The organism is Allobosea sp. 05T433, assembly GCF_056396065.1.
In genome coordinates this window covers 1-25,341 of sequence record NZ_JBFTKS010000033.1, presented here as the reverse complement: position 1 = coordinate 25,341, position 25,341 = coordinate 1, and the positions used below count along the sequence as shown (strand labels likewise).

The window sequence follows — 25,341 nt, the reverse complement described above, 5'->3', positions numbered from 1 at the left end:
CTCATTTCGTCACCTGTCTCATCCGGTAGCCGAGGCCGCGCACGGTCTCGATCGCGTCGCGGCCGATCTTGGCACGCAGATTGTGGATATGGACCTCGACGGCGTTGCTCTCGATATCCTCCTGCCAGCCATAGAGCCGGTCTTCGATTTCGCCCTTCGAGCGGACCGCGCCAGGACGCTCCATGAGTGCCGACAGCACTGCGAATTCGCGCCGGGAGAGCGTGACGGGCGTGCCGGCAACGCTGGCAGCAAGCGTTGCGGGGTCGAGCATGATGGCGCCCGCAGCCATGACGGGCGCGGCTCGACCGGCATTTCGGCGCGCCACGGAGCGCACCCTGGCCGCCAGCTCGTCGAGATCGAAGGGTTTGCCGAGATAGTCGTCAGCGCCGGCATCGAGGCCGCGGATCCGGTCTGCGACCTCGTCGAGCGCGGTCAGGAGGAGTACGGGCGTGCGGTCGGACTTGCCCCGCATCTCCTTCAGCACGTCGAGCCCGGACCCATCCGGCAACATCAGGTCGAGCACCACGGCGTCAAAACAGGAGGTCGCGAGCGCGGCCAGCGCCTCGGCGCAGGTCTCGACGCGGTCCACCGTCGCGCCGGCAAGCCCGAGCCCGACCTTCAGCCCGTCCGACAGAACAGGATCATCCTCCACGACGAGGATACGCATTTCGGTTCTCTCCATTGGCCACGCCCTCCCTCGCTGGCGCGGCTTAAGGCTGGCTTAAGGTGGATTTCCGACCCCGGGGCATCCTTTGCGCAGCGCATGGCCATGCCGTCCGGCGTGCCGTGCGGTGCCAGACCTCATTCGTCCATCCGGACCCGGAAGCCTGAGCGGAACCCAGCATGAATCGCAGAAACCTCATTCGTATTGCGGCCGCGCTGGCCGCTGCGCCCTTCATCTCGCCCATGGCGATGGCCCAAACCATCGATGTCGAAGCCATCCTCAATGATCCGGAAGCGCCGGCTGGCGGGAACCCGAAGGGCGATGTCACGATCGTCGCCTTCCTCGACTACAACTGCCCCTACTGCAAGAAATCCGCCCCCGACCTCGCGCGCGTCGTCAGGGAGGATGGCAAGATCCGCCTTGTCTACAAGGAATGGCCGATCCTGGGCGAATCCTCCGTCCTTGCGTCGCAGATCGCGCTCGGTGCCGGCTATCAGGGGCGCTACGAGGCCGTTCACAAGGCTCTGATGGGGCTTCCCGGCCGGCTGAGCTCGAAGGACACCATCCTGACGGCGGTCAAGGGCGCAGGCGTCGACATGAACCGCCTGCAGGCCGATCTCGATGCGAATGCAGAGAAGATCACGGCACAGCTGCGGCGCAATCTGGCGCAAGCGGATTCGCTGGGCCTGCAGGGCACGCCAACCTATCTGGTCGGACCGTTCCGGACCTCGACGCTCGACTACAAGGGCTTCAAGCAGGTCGTCGCCGATGCACGCGGAAAGCAGGCGGCACGATGAGGTTGCAGACTCGCTCGGCGATGCTGCCATCGCGCCGCAAGGCGGTCAGGATGGTCCTCTCCGCCGTCGGCTTTCCGCTTCTGGCCGGCGCCTGCACGACGACATCGCTGCCGCCGCCGCAGATCGCGAATACCATCCCGACCGTCGACCCGCTGGCGGCTGAGCGCTATGCGGCGCTCGACAATGAACGCTTCTCCGTTCCTGCCGTTTCGCTTGAGGATCTGAAGCCGGCCTATATGCGCCAGCTCGTCGATTACCGGACCCGCGAGCAGCCCGGAACGATCGTCGTCGATCCCGAGGCACGCTTCCTCTATCTCGTGCAGGAGGGCGGCAAGGCGCTGCGCTATGGCGTCGGGGTCGGCAAGGAGGGGCTTGAATTCACCGGGACGGCGCGCGTCGAGCGCAAGGCGCAATGGCCGCGCTGGACGCCGACGCCGGACATGATCCGGCGAGAGCCCGGCCGTTATGCGAAATGGGCCGGCGGCATGGCAGGTGGCGCGAGCAATCCGCTCGGCGCCCGGGCGCTCTATCTGTTCAAGAACGGCAAGGACACGCTCTACCGCATCCACGGCACCAACGAGCCCTGGACGATCGGCGAGGCCGTCTCGTCAGGCTGCATTCGAATGATGAACCAGGACGTGATCGACCTGTATAATCGCGTTGCCGGCGGCTCCAGGGTGGTGGTGCTCTGACCGCGTGACGTGCCTCTTGCGGGTCTTCAATATACATTATATGATATTGTATATTGAAGACCCGCAAGAGGAGCGACGCCATGCCGACCGTCAGGATCAGCGACAGGCTCACCATTGGTGGCCAGCCATCGCTTGCCGAGTTTGCGCAGCTCGCAGGCGAAGGCTTCGCGACGGTCGTCAACAACCGGCCCGATGGCGAGGAGGCCGGGCAGCCCGGCACCGAGGCCGAGGCGTCCGCCGCAGCTGAAGCCGGGATTGCCTATGCGCACATACCCGTCACCGGGCCGACCATCACCGAGGCCAATGTGCGGGCATTCCAGAGAGCGGTCGCCTCGGCATCCGGACCGGTCTTCGCCCATTGCAAATCCGGAACGCGCGCGTTGACCCTGCACGCGCTGGGCGAGGTTATCGACGGGCGCCTCGAGGCGGCGGATGTCCGGGCATTCGGCGAGCGGCTCGGCTTCGATCTCAAGGGCGCGCAGGCCTGGCTCGCTGCCCGAGCGCTGCCGGCCCGGCCCGAGGTCAAGGGGTTCTACGAGCCGCGCAGCGGCAGCATCCAGTATGTCGTCTCGGATCCTGCGACGAAGAGCTGTGCGATCATCGACCCGGTGCTCGACTATGACGAGAAATCCGGGGCGACCAGCACGGCGAGCGCCGATGCGCTCCTGTCGCATGTCGCGGCGCAGGGGCTGACCGTCGCGTGGATTCTCGACACCCATCCGCATGCCGACCATTTCTCAGCCGCGCATTATCTGAAGCAGAGGACCGGGGCGCCGACCGGCATCGGTGCGCATGTGGTCGAGGTGCAGAAGCTTTGGAAGAAGCTCTATAACTGCCCGGCGCTGCTGACCGATGGTTCGCAATGGGACCGGCTGTTTTCTCATGGCGACCATTTCAGGCTTGGCTCGATCGATGCGCATGTCCTGTTTTCGCCCGGCCATACGCTGGCCTCGATCACCTATGTGATCGGCGATGCCGCCTTCATCCATGACACGCTCTTCATGCCGGATTCCGGCAGCGCCCGGGCCGATTTCCCCGGCGGCAGCGCCACAGCGCTCTGGGCCTCGATCCAGGATATTCTGGCGATGCCTGACGAGACCCGGCTCTTCACCGGTCACGACTATCGGCCGGGCGGACGCGAGCCGCGCTGGGAGAGTACGGTCGCAGAGCAGAGGCGAGCGAACCCGCATGTCGCGGGGATGGACGAGGTGGGCTACGTCGCGCTGCGCGAGGCACGCGACAAGACATTGCCGATGCCAAAGCTGATCCTGCATGCGCTGCAGGTGAATATTCGGGGCGGGCGCCTGCCGGAGCCGGAAGACAACGGCCGGCGCTATCTCAAGATCCCGCTCGATGCGCTCGAAGGTGCCGTCTGGTGACCCTGTCGAGCGAGGTGACGAAGCCAGTCGATATGGCGGCCCGCGCGGACGAGGTCGCGGGACTGCTCAAGACGATGGCCCACCCGGCGCGGCTGATGCTTGCCTGCATGCTTGCCGAGGGAGAATACGCCGTCGGCGAACTGGAAAGCCGGCTCGGCATTCACCAGCCGACGCTCTCGCAACAGCTCACGGTGCTGCGGGAGGCGGGAATTGTCGAGACGCGGCGGGAGGGCAAGCAGATCTTCTATCGCCTGACGGCGGACAAGGCGGCGCTGCTGATCCGCGCGCTCTATGACATCTTCTGCGAGCCGGAGGCCCCGCAACCATGAGTTACTGGCCCTCGCTCTTCGGCGGCATGCTGATCGGGCTCTCTGCGGCGCTGCTGCTGCTTCTCAACGGTCGCATCGCCGGCATCAGCGGCATCGTGGGCCGGCTGGCGCAGGGCGCTCAGGTGCCGGCCAACGCCGCTTTCCTGATCGGGCTCCTGGCCGGTCCGGTTCTCTTCGCCATCGCCTTCGGCCGCTGGCCGCAGGTGACGATCGCGGCCTCCTTGCCGATCATCCTGATTGCGGGGCTGCTGGTCGGCTTCGGCACGCGGATGGGCTCGGGCTGCACATCGGGCCACGGCATCCTCGGGTTTGCGCGATTCTCCCGCCGTTCGATTGCCGCGACCGTCACCTTCCTGGTAGCCGGAATCGCTGCGGCCACCCTCATGAGGCTCGTCGGATGACACAGCGCTTGCCACGCCTGTTCGTCGCGCTTGTCGCTGGCGCCATGTTCGGCTTCGGCCTTGCGCTGTCGGGCATGCTCGATCCGGCCCGGGTCATCGGCTTCCTGGATATCGGGAGCGGTCATTGGGACCCGAGCCTCGCCTTCGTGCTCGGCGGCGCTCTTGCCGTTGCGCTCGGTGCGATGGCGCTGGTGCGGCGAATGAAGCGTCCCGTCCTCGACGATCATTTCCATATCCCTGTGTCCGGCCAGGTCGACCGGCGGCTCATCCTCGGATCTGCTCTGTTCGGGCTCGGCTGGGGCATGGCCGGCTTCTGCCCGGGTCCGGCGATTGCCGCGCTTTCCATGGGGTTTCTGCCGGTCGTACTGTTCGTTGCGGCCATGCTGGCCGGCATGACGATTCATGACCGCTTCGTCGCCGCCGGGACTGCAGGCGGTTGATTCGATCCGTGTCAGTCCGGATCTGAGCCCTCAACCCAGCTTCGGATTCTTTGGCGCATGGAGTTTGTCCTGCCGCTCAAAGGGGCTGAGTGGCAGGGTCCGATCGCGGCGACTTCCTTGAGTGGCGCAGGCCCCGCGCCTGCGATCAGCGGCTCCGTCCGAATATCGCCACGCTTGTTACTCCCACTGGCCGATCTGCGGTGCCAAACTGCCTGACGATCAATGGCGAGCAATGAGCGCCAAATGGAAGCGTGTTGCGTCCTGAAGGTGCGGGAGATCGCCTAAACCAGGAGGTTTCAGAGGCCATGACACAATCAGCCGAGAGCGGACGGAAAGGCGGACAATCGGTCATGCGGACACCAGCGGTCGTACCGTCGCTGGCATGGGAGGAAGCCCGCAAGCAACTGCTCGTGAAGGAAAAAGCCCAGACCCTGGCCCGTGACGCCCTGGCCGCCGAGCGGCGGCGCATGCCGTGGACGGCCGTGACGAGTGCGTATGCGTTCGAGGGGCCTGCGGGCAAAGCCAGCCTGCTCGACCTGTTCGACGGTCGGCGGCAGTTGATCGTCTACCGCGCCTTCTTCGAGCCGGGCGTTTTTGGCTGGCCGGACCATGCCTGCCGGGGCTGCTCCATGGTGGCCGACCAGGTTGCGCATCTCGCCCACCTGAACGCCCGCGACACCACCCTCGTCTTCGTCTCGCGTGCGCCGCAGGCGGATATCGTACGGCTCAAGGAGCGGATGGGCTGGACAATGCCCTGGTTCACCCTCACGGACGGTTTCGATGCCGATTTCGGCGTGGACGAATGGCACGGCACGAACGTGTTCTACCGTGACGGTGATCGGGTGTTTCGCACCTATTTCATCAATAACCGCGGCGACGAGCAGATGGGGAACACCTGGAACTATCTCGACATCACGCCGCTGGGCCGGCAGGAGGTCTGGGAGGACTCTCCCGCAGGCTATCCGCAGACGCCAACCTATAAGTGGTGGAACTGGCACGACAGCTACGTTGCCGACGCGGCGCCCGACAAAAAATGGGTCGAGGTGTCGGATGCCGGAGAGGCTGCCTTCCGGGACCGAAAGGCAGATCCAACGGCGTGAGCCGTGCCTCACGCCGTTTCCGAGTTCTGCCGGGAGAATTTTACGCCTGCGCTGCCATTGAGCGTTCAGGCGCCTGAAACGGTGTCCTGAATGTTGCAACGCGGTTCTGGCCGACGCGAGCCCTGCGGGTCTGGCCGGTCATGACATGGAGGTCGATGGCGCATCAGCGACGCAGATCGGCGAGGTCCGCCTCGATCACTGCGACCAAACCGGTGGGCAGCCAAAGGTACTGCATCTTGGCGCCAAGCTGAGATTGCGCCGCCCTATCGACGAGAACGCTGCCGAAGCCCGGCTGTCCGGAAGGCGTGACCACGTCGGGGCCGCCGATCTCTTGCCAGGTTATGAAAAGCTGCTCCTGCCGAACCTCGGTGGAAACCGACACGGACCCGCTTTCGCTGGACAGCGCACCATACTTGACCGCATTGGTCGCCAGCTCATGAAAGATCAGCGCCAGCGCGGTCGCTGCACTCGGGCCGACCGCAGCATCCTCTCCTTGAATGGTCACGCGATCTGCGTGGCCCTCGCGATAAGGGTCGAGCAGGCGTGACAGCAGCAGCGTCAATCCTCCGTCGCCGATCTCCTTGTCGACGACGAAGGCATGGGCGCGATGCAGGGCCTGGAACCGGCTCTGCAGTTTCTCGGCGAAGCCCTTGCTCGCCGGCTCGAAGCGGGCCGCCATCCGCACCAGACTGTTCACAACGGTGAAGATGTTGGCGATTCGATGCGAAAGCTCGCGGGCGATCAGCTCACGCTGCTCTTCGGCGCGGCGCCTTGCTGTAATGTCGATATGGGCCCCGACGAGGCGAACCGCGCCGCCATGCTCGTCTCTGGTGATTTCGGCCTTAGCGAGGATCCAGCGCGTCTGGCCGTCACTTGGCCTGATGATGCGATACTCGACTTCGTACTCGGTGGCAGGGCTTTTAACGGTGGCGAGGAAATGGCCCACGACACGCGCGCGGTCATCGGGATGAATCCGGGCAACCCAGGCCTCGTGGCTTTCATGGATCGCGTCCGGCGGTAATCCGTGGACGGCCAAATACTCTGGCGAGCGGACATTCTTGAATTCACCGTGGCGCAGGTCGACCTCCAGGCCGCCGATCTGACCGATGCGTTGGATGCGTGCGAGCTCGGCTTCGCGGGCGCGAAGTTTGCTCTCGGCCGATTCACCTAGGTTGTTCAACATCTTGTCCCGGCTCAATCGGCGCAGGATCCTATATGTCGCCGTGCTTGACCACCCGCAATGTCATTGGACATGGCGTGGCAGCTTTCGCTGTGATCAGTTGGGAAAGCGGGGCTTCAGCGCGAGGGCCCGGCTCCTCCTCACAATCCCTGGCGGGCCTCGATCATGGTGCGAGCCGCCTCGCGCAAATTCGCGCGCGAGGCGTCACGCGAATAGAACATGTGCCCGCCGGGAAGGACCTGCAGCTTGACGCGGGCAGGATCGCCCAAGGCAGGCAGTTGATCGAGAAGCAGCTTGGTCTCGAAATAGGGCGTGACGAGATCGGTGAATCCGTGTGCGACGATGACCTCGAGGCGGGGATCGAGCGCGAGCACATTGCGGAGCTCGCGGATGGATTCGCGGTCGCCGCGACCCTGGCCATAACTCCAGCGGCGGTTGACCTCTTCGTTCAAAAGAAAGTAGCGCCCTTCGGGCCGCCAATTCAGATCGCTCGCATAATGACTGAGCATTGCGCTCGTCAGGGGGGCCGTGATCGCGCCCAGCACGGCGTCCGGCGCCCGGCCGCGCGCGGCTTCGGGATCGGGGTCGAGGGCCGCGACGTTTCCATCATAAGGACTGCCGACAAGCCCCTTGTTGCGGTCCAGCTCGCGCAGAAAGGTGGTTGCATCGACCTTGCCGCCCATGCGCTCCACGAGAGCTCGGTCGAGCCCTGTCAGCGCTGAGACCCTGTCGGCCAGTCGTTTGGTCGCGTCGCTGTCGCGTGGCCCCTTCAGGAGATCGGCGAGATAGTCGCCGGCAGCATAGTTTTCGGCCTCTGCGAGCGTCTGGTGGGAGAGTTTGCCTTCGCGCTCCAGCTTCACCGCGGCCATCGCCGGGAGCGACACCACCCAGCGAAGCGGCGAGCTGCCGGCGTCGCGCTGGTAGGTGAAGTCGAGTACCGGGGAGAGCATCACGATGCCGGAGACGCCGACACCGTCGCCGGTCTGCAACTCGCTGGCGATCTTGGGGGCGCGGAACCCGCCATAGCTCTCGCCGACGAGGAATTTCGGCGAAGCGAGGCGGTCGGTCAGCCGCAGCCAGTTGGTGACGAAGCGTGAGAGCGACTTGTAGTCTCCCTCGACCGACCAGAGCAGCCCGCGTGCCTCATCGGTGCCGGCGGCGAAACGGCTGAATCCCGTGCCCACCGGGTCGATGAAGACGAGATCGGTGAAGTCGAGCCAGGTATCGGCATTGTCGACGACGAGGGGCGGCATGGACGGGGCGTCGCCCTGCCGGCCGAAAGGCAGCCGCTTCGGCCCCATCAGGCCGAGATTGAGATAGGCAGAGGCGGCACCAGGTCCGCCGTTGAAGGCAAATGTGACCGGGCGCGACGAGGCGGGGACGCCCTGACCACGGTCGAGCACATAGGCGATATAGGCGATTTCGGCGAGCTTGCGGCCGGACTGATCACTGACCGGCAGCGCGCCGGCCGTGGCCGTATAGCGCAGCGTACGGCCGGGCAGGGTCAATTCGTGACGCGTGACGGAAGGCGGCGGCAGGGCTACGCCCTGGCCGGTGACAGGGCGAGACTCCTGCCGATTTGCCTGCGCATCTGCTGGGCCCTGATCCCGCCGCGCCGGCGCAGTCTCCTGCGCTCGCGCCTGGTCCAGGAAAGCCAGAGGCGCTGAAATGGACAGCCCGGCAACGGCAAGTGCGAAAAGCGCGCGAAATCTCATGGCATGTCCCGATGACGATCCCCAAGAACTTAAGCTGATCCAATGCGGAACATGCCAAACATCTCGCATCACGAAGCCGTTAGGTTCCCTGGGCGAGGTCGCTTCGGTAGCGCATCTGCGTGATGGTTGTCGGAGGTCTAATGGCTGTTGGATTGCCGACCATGCCGGCGTCCCAAGGGCGACTTGGCCACGCTGACTGGCTGAGCCGAACTGGTGCCCTGTCAAGATCTCGGGAACATGTTGGCGCTTCCGCCGTATAGGGTTTGACCTTATCGGAACCCCCGATCGATGAAGCTCACCGATCTGCACGTAATGGTCCTTATGGTGCTCGTACTCGGTGCGGCCCCTGTGTCGGCCTTGACGCCCGATCAGATCAACACGGCGACATTCGCGCGACCGATCCGTCAGGCGGCGAACGGGCCCGATCCCTTCATCGTGAAGGCTCAGGCCCTGCTCAGCCGGCGCAGCATCTCGCCCGGCGTGATCGATGGCGTCGATGGCGAGAACTTTCGCAAGGCGGTCGCGCAGTTCCGGCGCCAGGAGAACCTAGGCGAAAGCGACGAGCTGGACGAGGTCGCGTGGCTCGGTCTCGGCGGCGATACCGATCAGGATGTCGTGGTCGAATACAAGCTGTCCGAAAAGGACACGGAATACAAACTCGCCGACGCCATTCCCCGGGACTACGCCAAGCAGGCCAGGATGAAGCGGCTCTCCTACACGAGCCCGCAGGAGATGCTCAGCGAGCGCTTTCACATGAGCGAAGGGCTATTGATGGCGCTTAATCCCGAGCAGCGCTTCACCAGCGCTGGCCGCGGAATTTACGTCATCTCTTCCGAACGCTCTCTCCAGAAGGGCGCTGCCAAACGGGTCGATGTCGTTAAGAGTACGGGCATGGTCGTCGCTTATGGCGATGGGGACACCATCCTTTCCAGCTATCCGGCAACAATCGGAAGCACTGACACGCCCTCTTTGAGCGGGCAGTACAGGGTCACGCGCATCGCGAGGAACCCGAGATACACCTACAATCCCGAGAAAAACTTCCGGCAGGGCAAGAACGATGAAACCCTCGTCCTTCCGCCCGGACCCAATGGACCGGTTGGAACCGTCTGGATCGCTTTGTCGGAACCGACATACGGCATACACGGCACGCCGGAACCCTCGCGGGTCAGCAAGACGACGTCGCATGGATGCGTGAGATTGACGAACTGGGATGCGGAGGAGCTGGCCGACCTCGTGCGCCCGGGTGTGCCGGTGCGATTCCTGGATTGAGGGCGGTGTCAGGTCGCCAGAGACGGCGAGTTCTCGCAGGGATCGCGCTAGCCATTTCTCTGTTCATGTTCGGCTTCGGGGCGCTGGCGCGCGACAGCCAGGCAAAAGTGCAAGGCGTTTCGCAATCGGATCCAGCACGCGTGCTCGCGCCGCTGCCTCCGCCGCGGCCGAGCAGATTGGCCCCGCAGGCTGACTCCACTGCAAACGGGAATTTGTTGGAACAGCGTGTTCCGGCAGTTCCATCGACCTGTATCAGGGCCTTCGAGGAGAGCGGGGGTTTCGTATTGCCCTCGCAGAACGGCGCAAGCACGGGGGAATGTGCGATCGAGGATCCGGTGACGTTCCAGCGCTTGACCATGCCCGACGGTTCCAGGATCGAGTTGGACAGCGCGATCACCGTGCGGTGCTCTCTTGCGCTCGAGGTTCTCGCCTGGATCCGCGACGATCTCGCTGCGCTGGCGAGGCAGGAGAACGCCCGGCTTGCGAAGCTGACAGGGGTCGGCGGATATGCCTGCCGGTCACGAAACGCCGATACAGGTGCGCCGATCAGTGAGCATGCGAGCGGCAACGCTCTCGATGTCGGCGGGTTGCTGATGCAGGATGGCCGCGCCGTGGCATTCGCGGGTCAGGAGCCTCTGTCCCGCTCAATGCGCGACGCGGTGCAGAAGAGCGTCTGCCAACGGTTCGCCACCGTGCTCGGCCCGGGAGCCGACAGTTCCCACAAGGACCATCTTCATCTCGACATGCGCCAGCGCTCGCGAGGGTTTCGCATTTGCCAGTGGACGGTCGAATGAAGAGCAGTCCTGTTCTCCCCCCAGTCAGCATGCCAGACGCCGTCGGCGGAATGCCGATGGCGACGCGCTGGCGCCATGGCTGACGGTCAAGCCGGGTTCGCCTTCGCAGGCGGCGCGGGTGCCGCTTCACCGTCCGACCGCTCCCAGCCGAAGACGCTCCGGCCACCATACTCGGCGGAGCGCAGTCTCTCCTCCGTGACATACTCATCCAACGTCGGACCGGAGACGACGCGCTCCAGGCGCCGGCTTTCCCGGTCCAGACGTGCGATGGCAGCGAGCCTGTCGTCCTGACCGAGTTTCGCCCGATCGATGGCGGATTTCAGCACCGCGATCGTCTGGTCGTAGACCTTGGTGGGCACGGCGAACGGCTGTCTGTCCTTGCCGCCATGGGCGAGAGAGAAGCGCGCAGGATCGGCGAACCGGCACGGCGCGCCATGGATCACTTCCGCGACCATCGCAAGCGAACGGACCGTGCGGGCGCCGACGCCGGGCACGAGCAGCAATTCCGAGAAATCGGCGGGGGCGCTGTCGGCGGCTGCGGCGAGCGCACCATGGAGCCGTCGCGCAATCACGTCCTTGGGCCTGACCTCGTGATGTGCCGGCATGACGAGATGAGGTAGGGAAAGCTGCGCCGGCGACAGGACCGGCGGCGCCCGGTCGCGCTCCAGCGCCGCAAATTCCCTCACGATCCCCGACGGTCCGATGTCGCGCAGCAGATCGATCTGGCCGTTGCGGGAGAGGGCGGCGCGCCTGTCGGTCAGATTGATGATGCTGCCCTGGTTCTTGCCATCGATGGCGGCATGTGGCGCCTCGACGAAACTGCCCAGCCCTTCAGACTGCCAGTGATAGCGCCGGGCGAGGCCGCCATCGCCATTCATGCCCTGCTGCACCACGACCCAATGGCCGTCATTCCCGACGAAGAAGCCATGGAGATAGAGGTCGAAGCCGTCCTGCACGGCGGCACTGTCGACCTTGGCGACCAGCCGGCTCGCGGTGGCGAGCGCCTGTCCGTCGAACCCGACCCTCGCTCCAATCTGTTCGAGCTCGGCCGGTGTCTCGCGCGAATGGCGGCCCCGCCCGCCACAGACATGCAGGCCCAGCTCGCCCGACAGCGGAGCCAGCCCACGCTTGAGCGCGCCTATCACGCTGGTGGTGATACCCGACGAGTGCCAGTCCATTCCCATCACCGCCCCGAAGGACTGGAACCAGAATGGATGCGCCAACCGCCGCAGCAACTCGTCGCGGCCATAATGATGGATGATCGCCGCGCAGATGACCGCGCCGAGCTGCGTCATGCGCCGACCGAGCCAGGCGGGCACGCGGCCATGGTGGAGCGGAAGGTCGGCGCTGCCGGATCGCCGGGTCATGGCGAAGTCTCGCGAACGAAAGAGGAACGCCTGATATAGCCCGGCCTGTCCCCGCTTTCTACAGAAATTGATCCTCGTCGAGGCGGCTGGTCCTGTCGCTCCGTTGCGCCCGACCGCCGGTCGTCGCCGTGCACATCAAGATTCCGTTCAAATCCCGGCTATCTCGGCTGCAACCAACTTACCAATCCCCGGCAGGAAGCCGTCATCCTCTCCGATCGCTTCGCCCTGGGTGAAGACGGTCAGGATGAAGTCCTCGCCGCCAGGCAGGATGGCGCGCATCGTGTCGTGGCGGCGAAATTCGGCGCGTGCATCGCCCAGCCAGCGGGTCCGTCCGGCCTTGGACCAGATCCGCGAACCGTCCGGCAGGCCGCCGCCGAGATATCCGAGCAGTTGATAGGCGCCGCGGGCCCGGTCGGGACTTTCCTGGTCGCGAATGAGGTGGTCGCGCACCCGCTTCAGGCGAGCTTCCGGCAACAACGAGGAGCCATAAAAGATCTCTGACATCAGACGCGCCATTGCGATCGGCGTCAGGCGGTTGTGGCCGATGGGAGAGAGATCGAGCCCGATTTTCTCGCGGCCGTAGCGCAAATCATCCATCAGCTTCTGGTCGAGATTGATGCCGACCAACTCGGACCAGCCCAAGCCGGCGAAGAAGCGGTTGATCTCCCGGCGGCGCTCGCACCAGTCGGCCAGGGCCTCCCCCTGCAGCAATGTGTCGCCGGTCGTGCCGGTGAGCAGGTCGATGATGTAGTTCGTTGCCGAATTGGACGACCAGAGGATCATGTCGCGCATCGCGCGGTCGAGTTCCTCATGCTCGGTCAACCGTCCCTCCGTGAGGGCCGCCTGCGCCGCGACGAGGTGAAAGACCTTGACCAAAGAGCATGGGTAGCTCCGCCAGTCGGCATGGCGGGCAGCTCCAACCGGTTTCTCACCAGCAGGCTGAGGGCGCAGCAGGACATAGGCGAACTGGTCCAGCGGGACACCACGTCCGGAATAGATCGAAGACGCATGGGCCTCGATGGCGCGGCCGATCCGCTGCAGTTCTGTATCGTCGCGAAAGAAGCTCATGATGTCCTCATGGCGCAGGCATCGGCCGCGCAGGAAAAGGTCAGCCCTTCGGGCGCAAGGCGGTGTCGACCCCCTCGCCGATCAGGGCGAAGGTCACACCGGTATAGATGATGGCGAGACCCGGGCAGGTCGCGATCCACCAGGCGTCGAACAGGAACTCGCGGCCGTCCGAGATCATCAGCCCCCATTCCGGTGTCGGCGGCTGGATGCCGAGGCCGAGGAAGCTGAGCGAGGTCACGGCCAGGATCGTCAGGACGACATCCGCCATTGCATAGACGATTGCCGGGGTCACGGCGTTGGGCAGGACATGCCTGGCAACGATGTGCCGGTCGGTACCGCCGAAACTGCGCGCTGCCTGCACGAATTCGAGTTCGCGCAGCACCAGCACCTCGCCACGGACAATGCGGGCAAACGAGATCCAGTTCACCAGCAGGAAGGCGAGATAGAGGTTGAATTCCCCGGGACCCAGCACGCCGACGATGGCGATCACCAGGACATGGAAGGGGAAGGCCCAGAAGATGTCGGTGATACGCATGATCACGGTATCGACGCGGCCACCGACATAGCCGGAGAGCGCACCGATCGCCGCGCCCAACATGGCCGGCGCCGCGACACAGATCAGTGCCACCCTCAGATCGACGAGACCGCCCGCCATGACCCGCGAGGCGACATCGCGCCCGAGATCGTCCGTGCCGAACCAGTGGCCGAGTGAGGGCGGCTGCAACGTATTGCCGTAGTCGATGAGGAAGGGATCATGCGGTGTCCAGACTTGCCCCAGCCCGACGAACAGGCTCAGCAGGGCGAGCATCACGAGGCCGATCAGCAGCGTCGGATTGAGGCGGCGCAGTCGCGTCATGGTTCAATCCAGCCTGATGCGCGGGTCGGCCAGCGCGTAGGCGATATCCGTCGCCAGGTTGATCAGGACCACGAGCACGGCAAAGACGATGGTCAGCCCCTGGATCATCGGGTAGTCGCGGGCGAATATCGATTCAACGAAGAGCGAGCCGAGCCCGGGCAGGGCGAAGACCGTTTCGATCACGACCGTGCCACCGATGATCCAGCTCGTATGTGCGCCGAGCACCGAGATCGAGCTGATCAGGGCATTCGGCAGGACGTGCACGCGCATCGTGCGGTTGGTGCCATTACCCTTGGCCCGGGCCGTCGTGACATAATCCGAGCCGAGCACGTTCAGGATGCCGCTGCGCAGGCTGCGGATCGTCAGCGATGCCGTCGCGAGGGCAATCACCAGGGCGGGAAGCGTCAGATGATGCAGCCGCGAAAGAAAGCCGTCCCCGTACCCGGAGGTGGGGAACAGTGGCACCCAGATCGCCAGCATGACGACAAGGACCAGCCCCAGCCAGAATGAGGGGATGGCGAGCAGGATGGTGAAGACGAGTTTGATCAGGACATCCACCGGCTTGTCCCGCTCGACCGCCGAGAGCAGGGCAAGAGGAACGGTGAGGATGACGGCAATGATGGTTGAATAGGCGACGAGCCACAGCGTCGCCGGCAGGCGCTCGAGCACGAGTTCCGAGACCGCGCGGCCGTGCACCACCGAACGGCCGAGGGTCCCTGAACCGATATCGCCGAGGAACAGCCAATATTGCCGCCAGAGCGGCAGATCGAGCCCGAGGCGCTGTTTCAGCAGCGCAACTTCCTCAGGGCCGCCGCGCGCCCCKAGCAAGAGCGTTGCCGGATCCCCCGGCAGCGCGCGCAGCAGGAAGAAGCAGGCCAGCGTGATGCCAAGCAGCACCGGCACCAGCTGGAACAGCCGTTTGAAGATGTAACCGACCATGATGAGCTTCTGAAAGAAGAGGCGGCCCTGCGGGGCCGCCGGCGCTTCACTTCAGCTTGACGTCCTCCAGGCGGAAATTGGAGGTCGGAAGCACTTCGAAGCCTTCGACATTGCTGCGATAGGCGTAGGACGTGCCGGGATAGAACAGGAAGACCGACGGCGCGCCCTCATGCGCGAGCTTGATCATCTCCTTGAACATCCCACCGCGCTCCGGACCATCGGCCGTGACGCGCTCCTTTTCGTAGAGCTCGTTGACCCGCTCGCTCTTCCATTCCGTGTGGTAGGCATTGGCGCGCTCGGGATTGACGATCAGGAAGCCGGCGAGCTGATCGGGATCGATCGTGTCGCTAGACGCGTAGGAAACCGCCATCTCGTAGTCGCCCGCCTTGGTTGTCGACCAATGCGTGCCGCCTTCGACCAGCTTGATCTCGGCCGTCACCCCGACCTGCGCCAGAGCGCTTTGCATCGCCTGTCCGAGCTGGCGGTGCAGCGGACGTCCCGAGTGGATCAACAGCGAGGTCTTGAAGCCGTCCGCATAGCCGGCTTCCTTCAGCAGGGCTTTCGCCTTGGCGACATCGTGGGAATAGGGCTTCAGCGTCGAATCGGCATAGGCCATGGGCGGCATCGGCGAGTTCGCGACCTTGCCGGTTCCATAGAGCAGCGCCTTGACCAGGCCTTCCTTGTCGACGGCATAGTTCAGCGCCTGACGGACACGGACATCGTCGAAGGGCTTCTTCTTCGTGTTCATCATCACGAAGTCGCTGCGCAGGACATCGGCAACAGCAGTCTTGATCGCGCCCGAACGGCTGAGGCTCTGCAACTGGTTGAGCGGGATTTCCAAGGCGACGTCGATCTCACCAGCCTGCAGTTTCAGGACGCGGCTGTTGCCTTCGGGAATGACAAGGAGCTCGGCGCCGTCGAGGTCGGGCTTGCCGGCCTGCCAGTAGGATGCGTTCTTCTTCAGCGAAAGACCCTGGCCCTTATTCCATGCTGCAACCGTAAAGGGGCCCGAGCCGATCGGCTTTTCGAAGAAGCGGTCGGGCGCCGCCTCGAAAGCCCTTTGCGGCAGGATGGCGGAAGAGAACAAGGCCAGGTTGTTCAGAAGCGGCGTGAAGGTCTTCTTGAGCGTGAGGATCACCGTGCGCTGATCCGGCGTCTCGATCGTCTCGATGCCCGAAAAGAAGCGCTTCCAGTTGCTCGCATCGCTGCCGGCCCGCTTCAGTGAGAACGCCACATCTGCGGACGTGACCGGGGTACCGTCGGAGAATTTCGCTTCGCGCAGCTTGAATGTGTAGGTCGTGCCGTCGGCACTGACCTGCCAGCTCTCGGCAAGGCCAGGCTCGAGCTTGGTGGCATCCTTGCTCGGGCGGAGCAGTGTGTCGAAAATCAGCAGTTGCGCGAAGATCGAAGCGTTGTCGCTGGTGGCGATCGGATCGAGCGAGACGAGATCCTGCGTCTGCGCCAGTCTCAACATACCCTTGGCAAGGGCGGGGGAAGCAAGGCCGCCCATCACAGGCGTCATCACGGCGAGCGCAAGCGCGGCAGCCGAAACCATCGAACGAAATCTGGTCATCGCGATCCCCTGTGGTGCCGGTTCTATGCCGACAACGGCCGGCATCCTTTCATGGGCCTCCTAGTCTTGCTAATGAAAGATTTGGCAAGATCTTCAACCAGTTGGAATAGGGTGCGTCATGAAGCTCGCCTCACTGCAGGTCCTCGACGCCTTCGTCCGGCTCGGCGGGACCGGTGAGGCGGCGCAAGGGCTAGAGATGAGCCAGTCCGCCGTGATCAAGGCGTTGAGGCTTGCCGAGTTCGAACTCGGCTTGAACCTCGTCACGACCTTGCAGGGCCGCTTGATGCCGACGCCTGAGGCGCAGGCCCTGACCCAGCGGGCGCAGCCGGCTTTCGCGGCGCTCAGGCGGGCTCGCCATGAGGCCGACATGATGCGGGTCGGCATGGTCGACCGCCTCCGGATCGTGACGGTGCCGGGACTGGCCCACAGCATCCTGCCGCCCGCGATCACGGCAGCCCGACGCGCCATCGGCGATGCGGCACCTGTCGAGATCATGTTCGATCATGTCGCCGCCCATCTGGCGGCGGGAGATGCCGATCTCGCAATCACCTACGGGCCCCTGCCGAACGAAGGGCTGCGGAATATCACGCTGCAGGAAAGTCCGCTTGTCTGCGTGTTTTTTCAGACAGATCCATTGGCTGCGCGAGACGAAATCGGCCTCGAGGACCTCGCGGGGCGTCGACTGATCAGCTATGGGCCGGATGGTTTCAGCAGCGCCGACAGTTTCCAGCAGGCTCTGACCAAAGCGGGCCTTGCACCGCGGATCTCGATCACCGTCCGTCATACCGACTCGGCTTGCCATCTCGTGCGCGAGGGCTGCGGCGTCGCCATCGTTGATGGTTTCGTGATCAGCAGCGGATTGACCGAGGGGCTGGCCGTGCGGCCGCTGCGCGCGAGCCCGGCCGTCATCGCCTATGCGCATCATCGGGAAGGCTCCCACCTGCAGCACTCCGGGCAGGTCCTGCTCGCCTGCTTGATGGAGCGCGCCCCATGAGCGAACTCACGCCGACCCAGGCCGGCATCCTGCTTGCGGTGCATCGCTTGGGCACGACGATTGAGGCCGCACGTGCGTTCAACCTGACGCAATCGGCCATCAGCAAGATCGTGGCGAGGAGTGAAGCAAGCCTTGGTGTGCCGGTCTTCGAGCGGCGCGACGGCAGGTTGGTATTGCGCTCCGAAGCGCGGGAACTGATGGCGAGCCTCGACGCGGTCGAGAGCGAATGGTGCAATCTGCGAGAAACCGTCGCGGATTTGCGTGCCGGGCGCGCCTTGCCACTGCGCATCGCCGCGACGCCCAGCATCGGACAGGGACTGGTTGCAGGGGCCCTGCGCAAGCTGCTGGCGACGCATCCCGACGCACGTGCTGAGCTCATCATGGGCAATCCGGTCGCGGAGCTTTCGAACGGGACGGCCGATATCGGCTTCATGTTCTCGCCGCGCGTGAGCGACGACATTGCTTTGACGCCGCTAGCCGAAGGCTCGATCGTTGCCCTGGTCCGGAAGGATGATCCTCTGGCTGCGCAGGGCAGCGTCGATCTTGCCGAACTCGCGGGGCGCCGGTTGCTCTGCTTCGATCGGGAATCGTCGCCGCTCGGCTGGCTGATCGCCAAGGCGCACGAAGAGGCCGGGCTCGTCTACGCCCCTTTCATGACGGCGCCCTACAGCATCACCGTCGCGCATTTGCTGGCCCGGGATGGCGATGTCTCACTCGTCGACAGCATGCTGTTCGAGGCGCAACGTTTCGATGGCCTCGCCCAACTGCAGATCACGCCGCGCATCCCGATCACGATATGCATGATGACCGCCCGCAGCCGCCCGCTGTCTCACCTGGCAGCGCGCATGGTCGAGATCATCACAGGCGGATAATGTTCTGACCTCGCCCCGATCATTGTCCCCATCGCTGCTGCCAGGCATTGGCCGCCAGGGCGCCAACGCACTCGATCAGCGGCGTTGGCACGCCCGTCCTGCGACCGAGTTCCGCAACAGCGCCGACAATGGCGCCAAGCTCCAGCGGGCGCCCCGCCTCCATGTCCTGCAGCATCGAGGTTTTCACACCGATCAATGTCGGAGGGAGTTCGAGGCGTGCCTCAAGCTCTGGCAGATTCTCGACCCCGAGCGCGGCGGCAACCGCGACACACTCCGCCATGATCGACTTTGCGACGGCCCTGACCGCAGGATCTCCCACGATCTTGTCGACCGTCGCCCCGGTCACGGCCGAAAGCGGATTATAGGCTGCATTGCCGAGCAGCTTTTGCCAGACCTCAGTCCGGATATCTGCGCTCTGCTCGCTATCGACCCCGCCCGCTCTCAACAACGCGACGACGTCTGCCAGCCGGCTGTCATGCGGCTTCAATGGCTCGCCGACAACAAGACGCTTTCTGCCGTTCCAGGCGATGACGTTCGGCGCGGGCCGGTTTGCACCGATATAGACGACGCAGCCGAGAACCTGACCGGCTGGAATGGAGGTCTCGATCGCACCGCTCGCATCGACCGATGCCAGCCTCCGGTCGCCGAACTGCGTTCCCAGACCTTGCAGATACCACCAGGGAATGCCGTTCAGCATCGGCAGAACGATCGTCGATGGCCCGATCAGGGGCCGGATCGAATCGAGACCGCTCGCCCAGTCATGAGCCTTGAACCCGACCAGAACGAGATCCTGGACCCCTGCGGAGGCTGCATCGGCGGCGACCTGCACCGCCACGGTTTCGGTCCCTGAGGGAGACTGGAGCGTCAGGCCCTCCGTTGCGAGCAGAGCAGCGGTCTCAGCGCGCGCAATGATAACGGGCCGCTGACCCGCCTGGGTCATATGCCAGGCAACAACCCCGCCGATCGCTCCTGCTCCAACGATTGCAACGCGCATGGTTCCGCTCACTGATGGACGATCGCCACGACTATAGGGGAGCGTGCTCGGTGCGATAGCGTAGGCCTGTCCTAGCTCGAATGTCCGGCGGACATGGTCGCCAAGTTTCCTGACATTCCGATGTCGGGCACACTCGACTCCTTGGCCATGGAGGTGTCTGTGTTGCGCATCGCGTGCGTCAAGCAGGCATTGCTCATGCCGCGAAGGCTCGTTTCGACCTCGTCGGCGAGGACCGCCGTCTTGAGTTGGGCCGCCGAGCCCGCTGCTGGCGACAAGCTGCCGAGGATGATGATCGTGGATGGCAGCCTGCGGCGCAGGCGCTTGATGGCGTATTTCATATGAGCGGAGCTCGTGCCGTCGAGATAGCACAGGCAGATCAGGGCGGGTTGATCCGCTGCCAGCGCGGCGAGGTTATTCGTCGAGAGCGTGTCTGCAGGCAGTACGCGGGCCGGGAGCCCATGCTTGCTGAGGATCTGCGCCAGCATCAGGGCAGCAGCCTCATCGAGCTCCGATTGGGCGGCGACGCAAACCACCCGGTCTTCACCGCGGAAGGCCTTCCCCAGGTTTTCCGATGCCAGCATCGGCAGGTCGGCTGAACTTTCGACCTCGTCAGTTTCTGCGATTGCTGCTTCTGCCTCGGGGTCGTTGGTCGTTTCTCCGACTGCAGGATTGCGGTCATCATGGTCTGCGAGGTCATCGACGACTTCCCGCACGGTTTCCAGGATCCGTGCCTGTCGTGTCGCATCAAGGACGCCGCGCGCCGCGTCGCTGGCTGCCAGACGCAGACCTTCCAGGGCGACTTCGTCATAGTAGACGGAGAGGGAGCGCTCCTTGAGAACCTCTTCGGCCTTGTCTGCTGCCTCAGCGGGATCCCCGGCGAGCACACGCTGATAGAAGATCTCGGGAGCGGACAGTGCTGGCCGATCTCCCAAGAGGACATCGAGAAACTCAAGCCGCTCGACATGACGGCCCAGGACCACGAGGCAAACCGTCAGCGGGGTCGCAAGGACCAGCCCGATCGGCCCCCACAACCACGTCCAGAACGTGGCCGCAACGACGATCGCGACAGGCGAAAGCCCCGTCGAGCGGCCATAGACCAGCGGTTCGACAACATGACCGGCGAGCGGCTCGGCAACCAGAAACAGCGCGGCTGTCCAGGCCAGCATGGTCCAGCCGGGATCGACGGATGCAGCGATCACCATTGGGAAAATCGCGGAGAGGATGGCGCCGAGATAGGGAATGAAGCGAAGGATCGCCGAGAGAATGCCCCAGAGCAGGGCGCTCGGGACGCCGATCATCCAGAGCCCGGTGCCGATGACGAGACCGAAGCCGGCATTGAGGACAAGCTGGGTCAGGAACAGCCGGCTGAGGCGGCGAGCGGCGTCGTCGAATGCGGCTGTGGTCTTCTGAAGATCATAGGTTCCTGTCAGCCGGATGAACCTGTTCCTCAGATCCTCACGCTGCAGAAGGATAAAAACGACGAAGATCAGGACGATACCCGTCGTCGTGAGCGGATGGATGAGGGGAGTGAGAAAGGCTCGCAGTGTCTCCAGCGCACCTGGCTCTGGCTGGTGAACCTCGACCGGGATCGGCCGCGCGTCCGGGGGGCGGACCGTCGGGTCCAACGGCGAAGCGTCCTTCTTTGGCCTATCGAGCTCCTTGCCCAGATCCTGCAGTACGTCCGCCGCGCGCGAGAGGACACCGCTGCCTGGGCCGGCCCCCCGCAGCGAAGCGATCTTCTCCCGCATCGTGCTCTGATAGACCGGGAGCTCTCCGGCGAGCTGGGTTGCCTGGTTGACCATTGCCACGGTCAAGGCGCCGAGCGCCGCGAAGGCGATGAGAACGACAGTGATGACGGCGAGCGAACGGGGAACCCGAAGTTTCTGGAGCCCTTTGACGAGTGGCGCGAGAACAAAACTGAACAGGATTGCGAGAGCAATCGGAACGAAGACATCGCGCCCGAGATAGAGCGCCGTCACGATCAAAGCGCCAATGGCAACATTGCCAAGGCCACCATCGATCGCCCGAGCGGGCGCCGCCCGAGAGGGGGCGAGAGGCGCGATCGGACGCATGAATTGGTTTTCCTCGGCCACGTTTCATCCACTCAGCAGTAGAAGGTGCGCGCTGTTGGTCACTGGTGGCTGAACGGGAGATCGACCCCGATGTTCCAATAGGTCTACCGATGCACCTGCCTCTCAGTGTCCGAGAACGATCTCAGACGTGCGCAGGCCCGTCCGGGCGCGAGAACGGCGGGTGACGGACGTCCTCAGTCGCATGGCCTAGCTTCGCTAACGAGCCTCGGGAACTCTGTCCGTCGCGTGGCGGGATTTGGCTAGCCGCGTACGGTCCTTGCCGAGACCGGTTGCTTCGAGAAGCCCCTTCCGCTTGGCATCGTAATAGTACCCGTTGCGATAGTAGCGGTCGGCGCGGGTCTGGTCGCGATCGGCAACGAGCCAGGCTCCCCGGAGATATTTGAGCCCATAGGTGAGATTGAGTTCGGGATCGAGCAACCCGGCCGCCGGGCCGGCATAACCCATGGTTCGCGCCGTCGCGTGTTTGATCTGCATCAGGCCGAAATGGCCATTCTTCTGGGCGGTGGGGCGATAGTTGCTTTCGCGCTTGACGATTCGACGGACCCAATCCGCAGGGAGTTCGTAATGCGCGGAATGTCGTTCGATAAGTCGGTCGATTCCCGCGCGGACCGAGCCCGGTTGCGCGTCAACGGGCTGTTCGCTGGAGTAAGCGAGCGGTTTCGCTGCCTCCGCGGAAGCGTCGTCCGTGGTGGTGCATCCCGCAATCCCGGCAGACAGCAGGATGATACCGGCTGCAACAAGACACCTTTGCCAAGACAATCTGGCCTCCATCAGCTGATAAACCTGCTCGCGGGGACGCCAACAACTCCTGATCCTAGGCTCAACTACCCCAGGCTCCAAAATACGCGGACTTGCGGCAACTCTGCGGCGGTCGATCTGGACACGCGACGGGTGGCTTCCTGCCCAATGACGCTCGATACTTGGTTCGGGGATTTGGGGAGGCCGGTCCAGCTGGAGCGTTCGAAGTTAGCTACGCTCCCCCTGTCATCCCGCCAGCGTCGGCAGGACTGCGGAGCAGATTGATGAAGCAATCGGGCAGTCACCCATTGGCCGGGAAGAGGCAACGAAAAAGCTGGCTGGCGAACCAGGAGCGCCCATGTGCACGCGCCGTGACGGCGGCTGCGTCAGGCCCTTGTTTCTTCTAGCTTTATTCCACCAGGAAAAGCCTGGTGGAGCTGAGGGGATTCGAACCCCTGACCTCTGCAGTGCGATTGCAGCGCTCTCCCATCTGAGCTACAGCCCCAAGGCGCTGGCCTTCTAGGCCTTGCGTCGCGTGAATGTCAATCGCCTGCGCCGGGAGTTTTTCGGCGATGGCGAAATCTTTCCGCGTCACCAGCCTGAAGACGACAAGAGGAATGTCGATGCGTGCCGTTCTCGACGTGGTGATGCTCGCGCTGAACATCTACACTTGGCTCCTCATCATATCAGCGGTTTTGAGTTGGCTGATCGCCTTCAACGTCGTTAATACCCGCAATCAGTTCGTCTCCTCGGTCTGGGATTTCCTCTATCGGGTGACCGAGCCGGTGCTCAGGCCGATCCGGAACATGCTGCCCAATCTCGGCGGTATCGACATCTCGCCGATCATCCTGCTGCTGATCATCTTCTTCATCGAGCGCGTGATCGAGCGCTATCTGTACCCTGCCGTATTCTGAGATGGCCGTTCCCTGGACGGCGACGCCCGGGGGATTGCGGCTGAGCGTCAGGCTGACCCCGCGCGGTGGGCGCGACGGGGTCGACGGCATCGAGGTCCTCGCGGACGGCCGTGCCGTGCTCAAGGCACGGGTGCGGGCCGCGCCCAGCGAGGGGGAGGCCAATGCAGCGCTGATCGCCTTGCTGGCGCGCAGCCTGTCGGTCTCCCGTTCCGCCGTGACATTGGCTGCCGGAAGCACGGCGCGGCTCAAGACTCTGCTGGTTGCGGGGGAAGCCGACCTGCTCGCGGTGCGGCTGGAACAGCTTCTTGCGGCGGGCTAGGGGCTCTTCGCTCCTCCCGCGCTGCACAAATCTCTTGACGAAGGCGGCCAGTTCCTGTCCGAACAAGGGCAATGGACACACCCCAGTCTTTTCCTGAGCGGCTCACGGAAGGCTATCGCGCCTTCCTCGACGAACGTTTCTCGCGCGAGAAGAGCCGCTATGAGGAGCTCGCCGAAAGCGGCCAGACTCCCAAGATCATGCTGATCGGTTGCTGCGACTCGCGTGTCGCGCCCGAAACCATCTTCGATGCGCGCCCCGGCGAAATGTTCGTGGTGCGCAACGTCGCCAATCTGGTTCCGCCATTCTCGCCCGACGATCAGCTGCACGGCACCTCGGCCGCGCTCGAATATGGCGTTCAGGCGCTGAAGGTCGAGCATATCGTCGTGATGGGCCATGGCCGCTGTGGCGGCATCCGCGCCTTTGCCGATGATGCGCAGGGGCCGCTTTCGCCCGGCGATTTCATCGGAAAATGGATCACGCTGATCAATCCGGCAGCACAGCGCAGCGGCGGCCGCGGCCGCAACGAGGACCTGGAAACCTATGTCGAGCGCCTGGCGCTGGCCTCGATCCAGCAATCTCTCGCCAATCTGCGGACGTTTCCCTGCATCAGCATCCTCGAGGGCAAGGGCCGGCTGAAGCTGCACGGTGCCTATTTCGCCGTCGCGACCGGCGTGCTGATGGTGCTCGATGCCGCGACCGGACAGTTCGTTCCGGCCATTGGCGAGATGCCCAAAAAGGTGCAGACTATCCGCTGCAGCGAAGCCGGATGAGGGCGAAAATTTAGCTGCTCCGCCCCCCATGACGGCGGGCGCGGCTTGCGCTAGATTGTCGCTTCCCGGTCACTGATTTTTGAAGCTCGCATGTTCGATCGTCGTAAGCCCTCGGCTCCCGCTCCCTTCGTCACCCACGAAAATATCGAAGCCAAGATCAAGTGGTTCGACCCTGAGAAGGGCTTCGGATTCGCGTCTCCTGCCGACGGATCCGGCGACGTTTTTGTGCATGTCTCGTCCATCGGTCCGCTCGATCCGCAGGATCTGCAGCCGGGTGCGACGATCGTTGCCGATCTCGGCGAAGGCCGCCGCGGTCTTCAGGTCGTGGCCGTGCACGAGATCGACGCCTCGACCGCAACGCCCGCCGCCCCGCGTGGCGAGCGTGCTCCGCGCCCGTTCTCGCCGCGCCCGCCGCGTGACGATTTCGGTGGTGGCGGCTATGGCGGCGGCGGTGGTTATGGTGGCGGTGGTGGTGGCTACGGTGGCGGTGGTTACGACCGCGGCGATCGCGGCGGCTTCGGCGATCGCAACAGCGCCCCGATGGAAGGGCCCTATGACGGTGCCGTCAAGTTCTTCAACTCCGATCGCGGATTCGGCTTCATCGCGCCTGACAATGGCGGACCGGATGTGTTCCTGCATGTCAGTTCGCTGAGCCGCAGCGGCCTGCAGCCGCCGATGGACGGGCAGCGCGTGCGTTTCTCGATCCGCGCCGGCAAGAAGGGCCCGGAAGCTGCGAACGTCAGTTTCATCTGATCGTTGCTTTTGCACCGACCTGATCCAAGGCCCGCCGGTTTGGCGGGCCTTCTCTTTTGGGGCGGTAGGAGTCAAGCAAAAGCGCCCACCGCGGGGTCATAGAGCCCGCCGTCGATCGCCTCCGGCTCGCTCTCGACCTTGCTCTCCCGGATCAGCTTGCCGCCCGCATCCATGACGCAGACGCTGGTGGTGCGAACAGACACATCAAGACCGACGAACAGCTCCATGGCAGGCCTCCTGACCGGTTGGATCGATGGAGCCTGACCGGAAGACCGCTCTCCGTCATCCCGTATCAACGGGCGGCCGGAGMCCCAACAACCCGATCTTTTTG

At 64.2% G+C, this 25,341-nt stretch carries 26 protein-coding genes, 1 tRNA gene and 1 pseudogene; 15 read left to right on the top strand and 13 right to left on the bottom strand.

The window, feature by feature from the left end; genetic code table 11:
- Position 1: 1 nt before the first annotated feature.
- Positions 2 to 667, bottom strand: a complete 666-nt coding sequence (locus AC1DGP_RS30130; RefSeq protein WP_441508184.1) for a response regulator — start codon at positions 665 to 667, stop codon at positions 2 to 4.
- A gap of 176 nt (positions 668 to 843) precedes the next feature.
- Here AC1DGP_RS30130 and AC1DGP_RS30125 point away from each other — a divergent pair, with 176 nt between their 5' ends.
- The 7 genes from AC1DGP_RS30125 to AC1DGP_RS30095 all read left to right on the top strand — a co-directional run bounded on the left by AC1DGP_RS30125 (position 844) and on the right by AC1DGP_RS30095 (position 5,802).
- On the top strand, positions 844 to 1,461 hold the full coding sequence (locus AC1DGP_RS30125) for a DsbA family protein (protein WP_441508185.1): 618 nt from the start codon (positions 844 to 846) through the stop codon (positions 1,459 to 1,461).
- 50 nt (positions 1,462 to 1,511) lie between these two features.
- Positions 1,512 to 2,153 carry a L,D-transpeptidase gene (locus tag AC1DGP_RS30120; protein ID WP_441508203.1) on the top strand — a complete coding sequence of 214 codons (642 nt, stop codon included), beginning with the start codon at positions 1,512 to 1,514 and terminating at the stop codon, positions 2,151 to 2,153.
- An 80-nt stretch (positions 2,154 to 2,233) separates the two neighbouring features.
- Positions 2,234 to 3,532, top strand: coding sequence for a bifunctional sulfur transferase/dioxygenase Blh (blh, locus tag AC1DGP_RS30115; protein ID WP_441492400.1), 1,299 nt, complete (start codon positions 2,234 to 2,236; stop codon positions 3,530 to 3,532).
- Positions 3,533 to 3,564: 32 nt separating this feature from the next.
- Positions 3,565 to 3,861: a sulfite-sensing transcriptional repressor BigR gene (bigR, locus tag AC1DGP_RS30110; protein WP_441492529.1), complete on the top strand. Its 297-nt coding sequence runs from the start codon at positions 3,565 to 3,567 to the stop codon at positions 3,859 to 3,861.
- On the top strand, positions 3,858 to 4,262 hold the full coding sequence (locus tag AC1DGP_RS30105; protein WP_441508187.1) for a YeeE/YedE family protein: 405 nt from the start codon (positions 3,858 to 3,860) through the stop codon (positions 4,260 to 4,262). The genes bigR and AC1DGP_RS30105 overlap by 4 nt, the downstream gene beginning before the upstream one ends.
- Complete coding sequence (locus AC1DGP_RS30100) at positions 4,259 to 4,702, top strand: DUF6691 family protein (protein ID WP_441508188.1); 444 nt, start codon at positions 4,259 to 4,261, stop codon at positions 4,700 to 4,702. Before AC1DGP_RS30105 ends, AC1DGP_RS30100 begins: the two co-directional genes overlap by 4 nt.
- Positions 4,703 to 5,007: 305 nt before the next feature.
- On the top strand, positions 5,008 to 5,802 hold the full coding sequence (locus AC1DGP_RS30095) for a DUF899 domain-containing protein (RefSeq protein WP_441508204.1): 795 nt from the start codon (positions 5,008 to 5,010) through the stop codon (positions 5,800 to 5,802).
- A 163-nt stretch (positions 5,803 to 5,965) separates the two neighbouring features.
- Here AC1DGP_RS30095 and AC1DGP_RS30090 read toward each other — a convergent pair whose 3' ends face one another.
- Positions 5,966 to 6,985: a PAS domain-containing protein gene (locus AC1DGP_RS30090; protein WP_441492403.1), complete on the bottom strand. Its 1,020-nt coding sequence runs from the start codon at positions 6,983 to 6,985 to the stop codon at positions 5,966 to 5,968.
- A 986-nt stretch (positions 6,986 to 7,971) separates the two neighbouring features.
- Positions 7,972 to 8,697: pseudogene (locus AC1DGP_RS30085) on the bottom strand (S10 family serine carboxypeptidase-like protein); the annotation flags it as partial.
- Between the two features lie 288 nt (positions 8,698 to 8,985).
- Between AC1DGP_RS30085 and AC1DGP_RS30080 the strand changes: the two are divergent.
- On the top strand, positions 8,986 to 9,966 hold the full coding sequence (locus tag AC1DGP_RS30080; RefSeq protein WP_441508190.1) for a L,D-transpeptidase family protein: 981 nt from the start codon (positions 8,986 to 8,988) through the stop codon (positions 9,964 to 9,966).
- Positions 9,967 to 9,971: 5 nt separating this feature from the next.
- Positions 9,972 to 10,760 (top strand): extensin-like domain-containing protein, encoded by a 789-nt coding sequence (locus AC1DGP_RS30075; RefSeq protein WP_476768753.1) that lies wholly within the window; start codon positions 9,972 to 9,974, stop codon positions 10,758 to 10,760.
- Between the two features lie 86 nt (positions 10,761 to 10,846).
- Here the strand turns inward: AC1DGP_RS30075 and AC1DGP_RS30070 are convergent, their stop codons facing one another.
- The 5 genes from AC1DGP_RS30070 to AC1DGP_RS30050 all read right to left on the bottom strand — a co-directional run bounded on the left by AC1DGP_RS30070 (position 10,847) and on the right by AC1DGP_RS30050 (position 16,563).
- On the bottom strand, positions 10,847 to 12,127 hold the full coding sequence (locus tag AC1DGP_RS30070) for a DUF763 domain-containing protein (RefSeq protein WP_441492405.1): 1,281 nt from the start codon (positions 12,125 to 12,127) through the stop codon (positions 10,847 to 10,849).
- Positions 12,128 to 12,274: 147 nt separating this feature from the next.
- Entirely contained in the window at positions 12,275 to 13,195 is a 921-nt protein-coding gene (locus AC1DGP_RS30065; RefSeq protein ID WP_441508192.1) for a serine hydrolase, read from the bottom strand.
- Between the two features lie 40 nt (positions 13,196 to 13,235).
- Positions 13,236 to 14,051, bottom strand: coding sequence for an ABC transporter permease (locus AC1DGP_RS30060; protein ID WP_441508193.1), 816 nt, complete (start codon positions 14,049 to 14,051; stop codon positions 13,236 to 13,238).
- A 3-nt stretch (positions 14,052 to 14,054) separates the two neighbouring features.
- Positions 14,055 to 14,990: an ABC transporter permease gene (locus AC1DGP_RS30055; RefSeq protein ID WP_441492408.1), complete on the bottom strand. Its 936-nt coding sequence runs from the start codon at positions 14,988 to 14,990 to the stop codon at positions 14,055 to 14,057.
- Between the two features lie 46 nt (positions 14,991 to 15,036).
- A complete protein-coding gene (locus AC1DGP_RS30050) occupies positions 15,037 to 16,563 on the bottom strand; it encodes an ABC transporter substrate-binding protein (RefSeq protein WP_441508194.1) in 1,527 nt (508 codons plus the stop codon).
- Positions 16,564 to 16,681: 118 nt separating this feature from the next.
- On the opposite strand from AC1DGP_RS30050, the gene AC1DGP_RS30045 reads away from it, so the two are divergent.
- Both AC1DGP_RS30045 and AC1DGP_RS30040 read left to right on the top strand, forming a co-directional pair.
- Positions 16,682 to 17,557 (top strand): LysR family transcriptional regulator, encoded by an 876-nt coding sequence (locus AC1DGP_RS30045; protein ID WP_476832902.1) that lies wholly within the window; start codon positions 16,682 to 16,684, stop codon positions 17,555 to 17,557.
- Positions 17,554 to 18,429, top strand: coding sequence for a LysR family transcriptional regulator (locus AC1DGP_RS30040; RefSeq protein WP_441508195.1), 876 nt, complete (start codon positions 17,554 to 17,556; stop codon positions 18,427 to 18,429). The genes AC1DGP_RS30045 and AC1DGP_RS30040 overlap by 4 nt, the downstream gene beginning before the upstream one ends.
- 19 nt (positions 18,430 to 18,448) lie before the next feature.
- Here the strand turns inward: AC1DGP_RS30040 and AC1DGP_RS30035 are convergent, their stop codons facing one another.
- The 4 genes from AC1DGP_RS30035 to AC1DGP_RS30020 form a co-directional block, all read right to left on the bottom strand.
- Entirely contained in the window at positions 18,449 to 19,423 is a 975-nt protein-coding gene (locus AC1DGP_RS30035) for a ketopantoate reductase family protein (RefSeq protein WP_441508196.1), read from the bottom strand.
- A gap of 71 nt (positions 19,424 to 19,494) precedes the next feature.
- The gene (locus tag AC1DGP_RS30030; protein WP_441508197.1) at positions 19,495 to 21,495 is read right to left on the bottom strand and encodes an AI-2E family transporter; all 2,001 of its coding nucleotides are present in this window, start codon (positions 21,493 to 21,495) and stop codon (positions 19,495 to 19,497) included.
- Positions 21,496 to 21,711: 216 nt separating this feature from the next.
- Entirely contained in the window at positions 21,712 to 22,275 is a 564-nt protein-coding gene (locus tag AC1DGP_RS30025; RefSeq protein ID WP_476832901.1) for a transglycosylase SLT domain-containing protein, read from the bottom strand.
- 408 nt (positions 22,276 to 22,683) lie between these two features.
- Positions 22,684 to 22,759 (bottom strand) — tRNA-Ala (locus AC1DGP_RS30020).
- A 118-nt stretch (positions 22,760 to 22,877) separates the two neighbouring features.
- Here AC1DGP_RS30020 and AC1DGP_RS30015 point away from each other — a divergent pair.
- From AC1DGP_RS30015 to AC1DGP_RS30000, 4 genes are all read left to right on the top strand, one after another.
- On the top strand, positions 22,878 to 23,168 hold the full coding sequence (locus AC1DGP_RS30015) for a YggT family protein (protein WP_441492532.1): 291 nt from the start codon (positions 22,878 to 22,880) through the stop codon (positions 23,166 to 23,168).
- Position 23,169: 1 nt separating this feature from the next.
- Positions 23,170 to 23,487, top strand: a complete 318-nt coding sequence (locus AC1DGP_RS30010) for a DUF167 family protein (protein ID WP_441508199.1) — start codon at positions 23,170 to 23,172, stop codon at positions 23,485 to 23,487.
- 71 nt (positions 23,488 to 23,558) lie between these two features.
- The gene (locus AC1DGP_RS30005) at positions 23,559 to 24,257 is read left to right on the top strand and encodes a carbonic anhydrase (protein WP_441508200.1); all 699 of its coding nucleotides are present in this window, start codon (positions 23,559 to 23,561) and stop codon (positions 24,255 to 24,257) included.
- A 90-nt stretch (positions 24,258 to 24,347) separates the two neighbouring features.
- On the top strand, positions 24,348 to 25,010 hold the full coding sequence (locus AC1DGP_RS30000; RefSeq protein WP_441508201.1) for a cold-shock protein: 663 nt from the start codon (positions 24,348 to 24,350) through the stop codon (positions 25,008 to 25,010).
- Between the two features lie 71 nt (positions 25,011 to 25,081).
- Here AC1DGP_RS30000 and AC1DGP_RS29995 read toward each other — a convergent pair whose 3' ends face one another.
- Entirely contained in the window at positions 25,082 to 25,237 is a 156-nt protein-coding gene (locus AC1DGP_RS29995; RefSeq protein WP_476775541.1) for a hypothetical protein, read from the bottom strand.
- Between the last annotated feature and the right edge of the window lie 104 nt (positions 25,238 to 25,341).

Excerpts from the sequence above, each read along its gene's own strand:
- AC1DGP_RS30005 (WP_441508200.1), top strand. The coding sequence starts at position 23,559 with ATGGACACACCCCAGTCTTTTCCTGAGCGGCTCACGGAAGGCTATCGC.
- AC1DGP_RS30035 (WP_441508196.1), bottom strand. The coding sequence starts at position 19,423 with ATGCGCGTTGCAATCGTTGGAGCAGGAGCGATCGGCGGGGTTGTTGCC.
- AC1DGP_RS30010 (WP_441508199.1), top strand. The coding sequence starts at position 23,170 with ATGGCCGTTCCCTGGACGGCGACGCCCGGGGGATTGCGGCTGAGCGTC.
- AC1DGP_RS30130 (WP_441508184.1), bottom strand. The coding sequence starts at position 667 with ATGCGTATCCTCGTCGTGGAGGATGATCCTGTTCTGTCGGACGGGCTG.
- AC1DGP_RS30000 (WP_441508201.1), top strand. The coding sequence starts at position 24,348 with ATGTTCGATCGTCGTAAGCCCTCGGCTCCCGCTCCCTTCGTCACCCAC.
- AC1DGP_RS30015 (WP_441492532.1), top strand. The coding sequence starts at position 22,878 with ATGCGTGCCGTTCTCGACGTGGTGATGCTCGCGCTGAACATCTACACT.
- AC1DGP_RS30095 (WP_441508204.1), top strand. The coding sequence starts at position 5,008 with ATGACACAATCAGCCGAGAGCGGACGGAAAGGCGGACAATCGGTCATG.
- AC1DGP_RS30080 (WP_441508190.1), top strand. The coding sequence starts at position 8,986 with ATGAAGCTCACCGATCTGCACGTAATGGTCCTTATGGTGCTCGTACTC.
- bigR (WP_441492529.1), top strand. The coding sequence starts at position 3,565 with ATGGCGGCCCGCGCGGACGAGGTCGCGGGACTGCTCAAGACGATGGCC.
- AC1DGP_RS30105 (WP_441508187.1), top strand. The coding sequence starts at position 3,858 with ATGAGTTACTGGCCCTCGCTCTTCGGCGGCATGCTGATCGGGCTCTCT.
- AC1DGP_RS29995 (WP_476775541.1), bottom strand. The coding sequence starts at position 25,237 with ATGGAGCTGTTCGTCGGTCTTGATGTGTCTGTTCGCACCACCAGCGTC.
- AC1DGP_RS30030 (WP_441508197.1), bottom strand. The coding sequence starts at position 21,495 with ATGCGTCCGATCGCGCCTCTCGCCCCCTCTCGGGCGGCGCCCGCTCGG.
- blh (WP_441492400.1), top strand. The coding sequence starts at position 2,234 with ATGCCGACCGTCAGGATCAGCGACAGGCTCACCATTGGTGGCCAGCCA.
- AC1DGP_RS30040 (WP_441508195.1), top strand. The coding sequence starts at position 17,554 with ATGAGCGAACTCACGCCGACCCAGGCCGGCATCCTGCTTGCGGTGCAT.
- AC1DGP_RS30070 (WP_441492405.1), bottom strand. The coding sequence starts at position 12,127 with ATGACCCGGCGATCCGGCAGCGCCGACCTTCCGCTCCACCATGGCCGC.
- AC1DGP_RS30090 (WP_441492403.1), bottom strand. The coding sequence starts at position 6,985 with ATGTTGAACAACCTAGGTGAATCGGCCGAGAGCAAACTTCGCGCCCGC.
- AC1DGP_RS30120 (WP_441508203.1), top strand. The coding sequence starts at position 1,512 with ATGGTCCTCTCCGCCGTCGGCTTTCCGCTTCTGGCCGGCGCCTGCACG.
- AC1DGP_RS30125 (WP_441508185.1), top strand. The coding sequence starts at position 844 with ATGAATCGCAGAAACCTCATTCGTATTGCGGCCGCGCTGGCCGCTGCG.
- AC1DGP_RS30065 (WP_441508192.1), bottom strand. The coding sequence starts at position 13,195 with ATGAGCTTCTTTCGCGACGATACAGAACTGCAGCGGATCGGCCGCGCC.
- AC1DGP_RS30050 (WP_441508194.1), bottom strand. The coding sequence starts at position 16,563 with ATGACCAGATTTCGTTCGATGGTTTCGGCTGCCGCGCTTGCGCTCGCC.
- AC1DGP_RS30060 (WP_441508193.1), bottom strand. The coding sequence starts at position 14,051 with ATGACGCGACTGCGCCGCCTCAATCCGACGCTGCTGATCGGCCTCGTG.
- AC1DGP_RS30100 (WP_441508188.1), top strand. The coding sequence starts at position 4,259 with ATGACACAGCGCTTGCCACGCCTGTTCGTCGCGCTTGTCGCTGGCGCC.
- AC1DGP_RS30045 (WP_476832902.1), top strand. The coding sequence starts at position 16,682 with ATGAAGCTCGCCTCACTGCAGGTCCTCGACGCCTTCGTCCGGCTCGGC.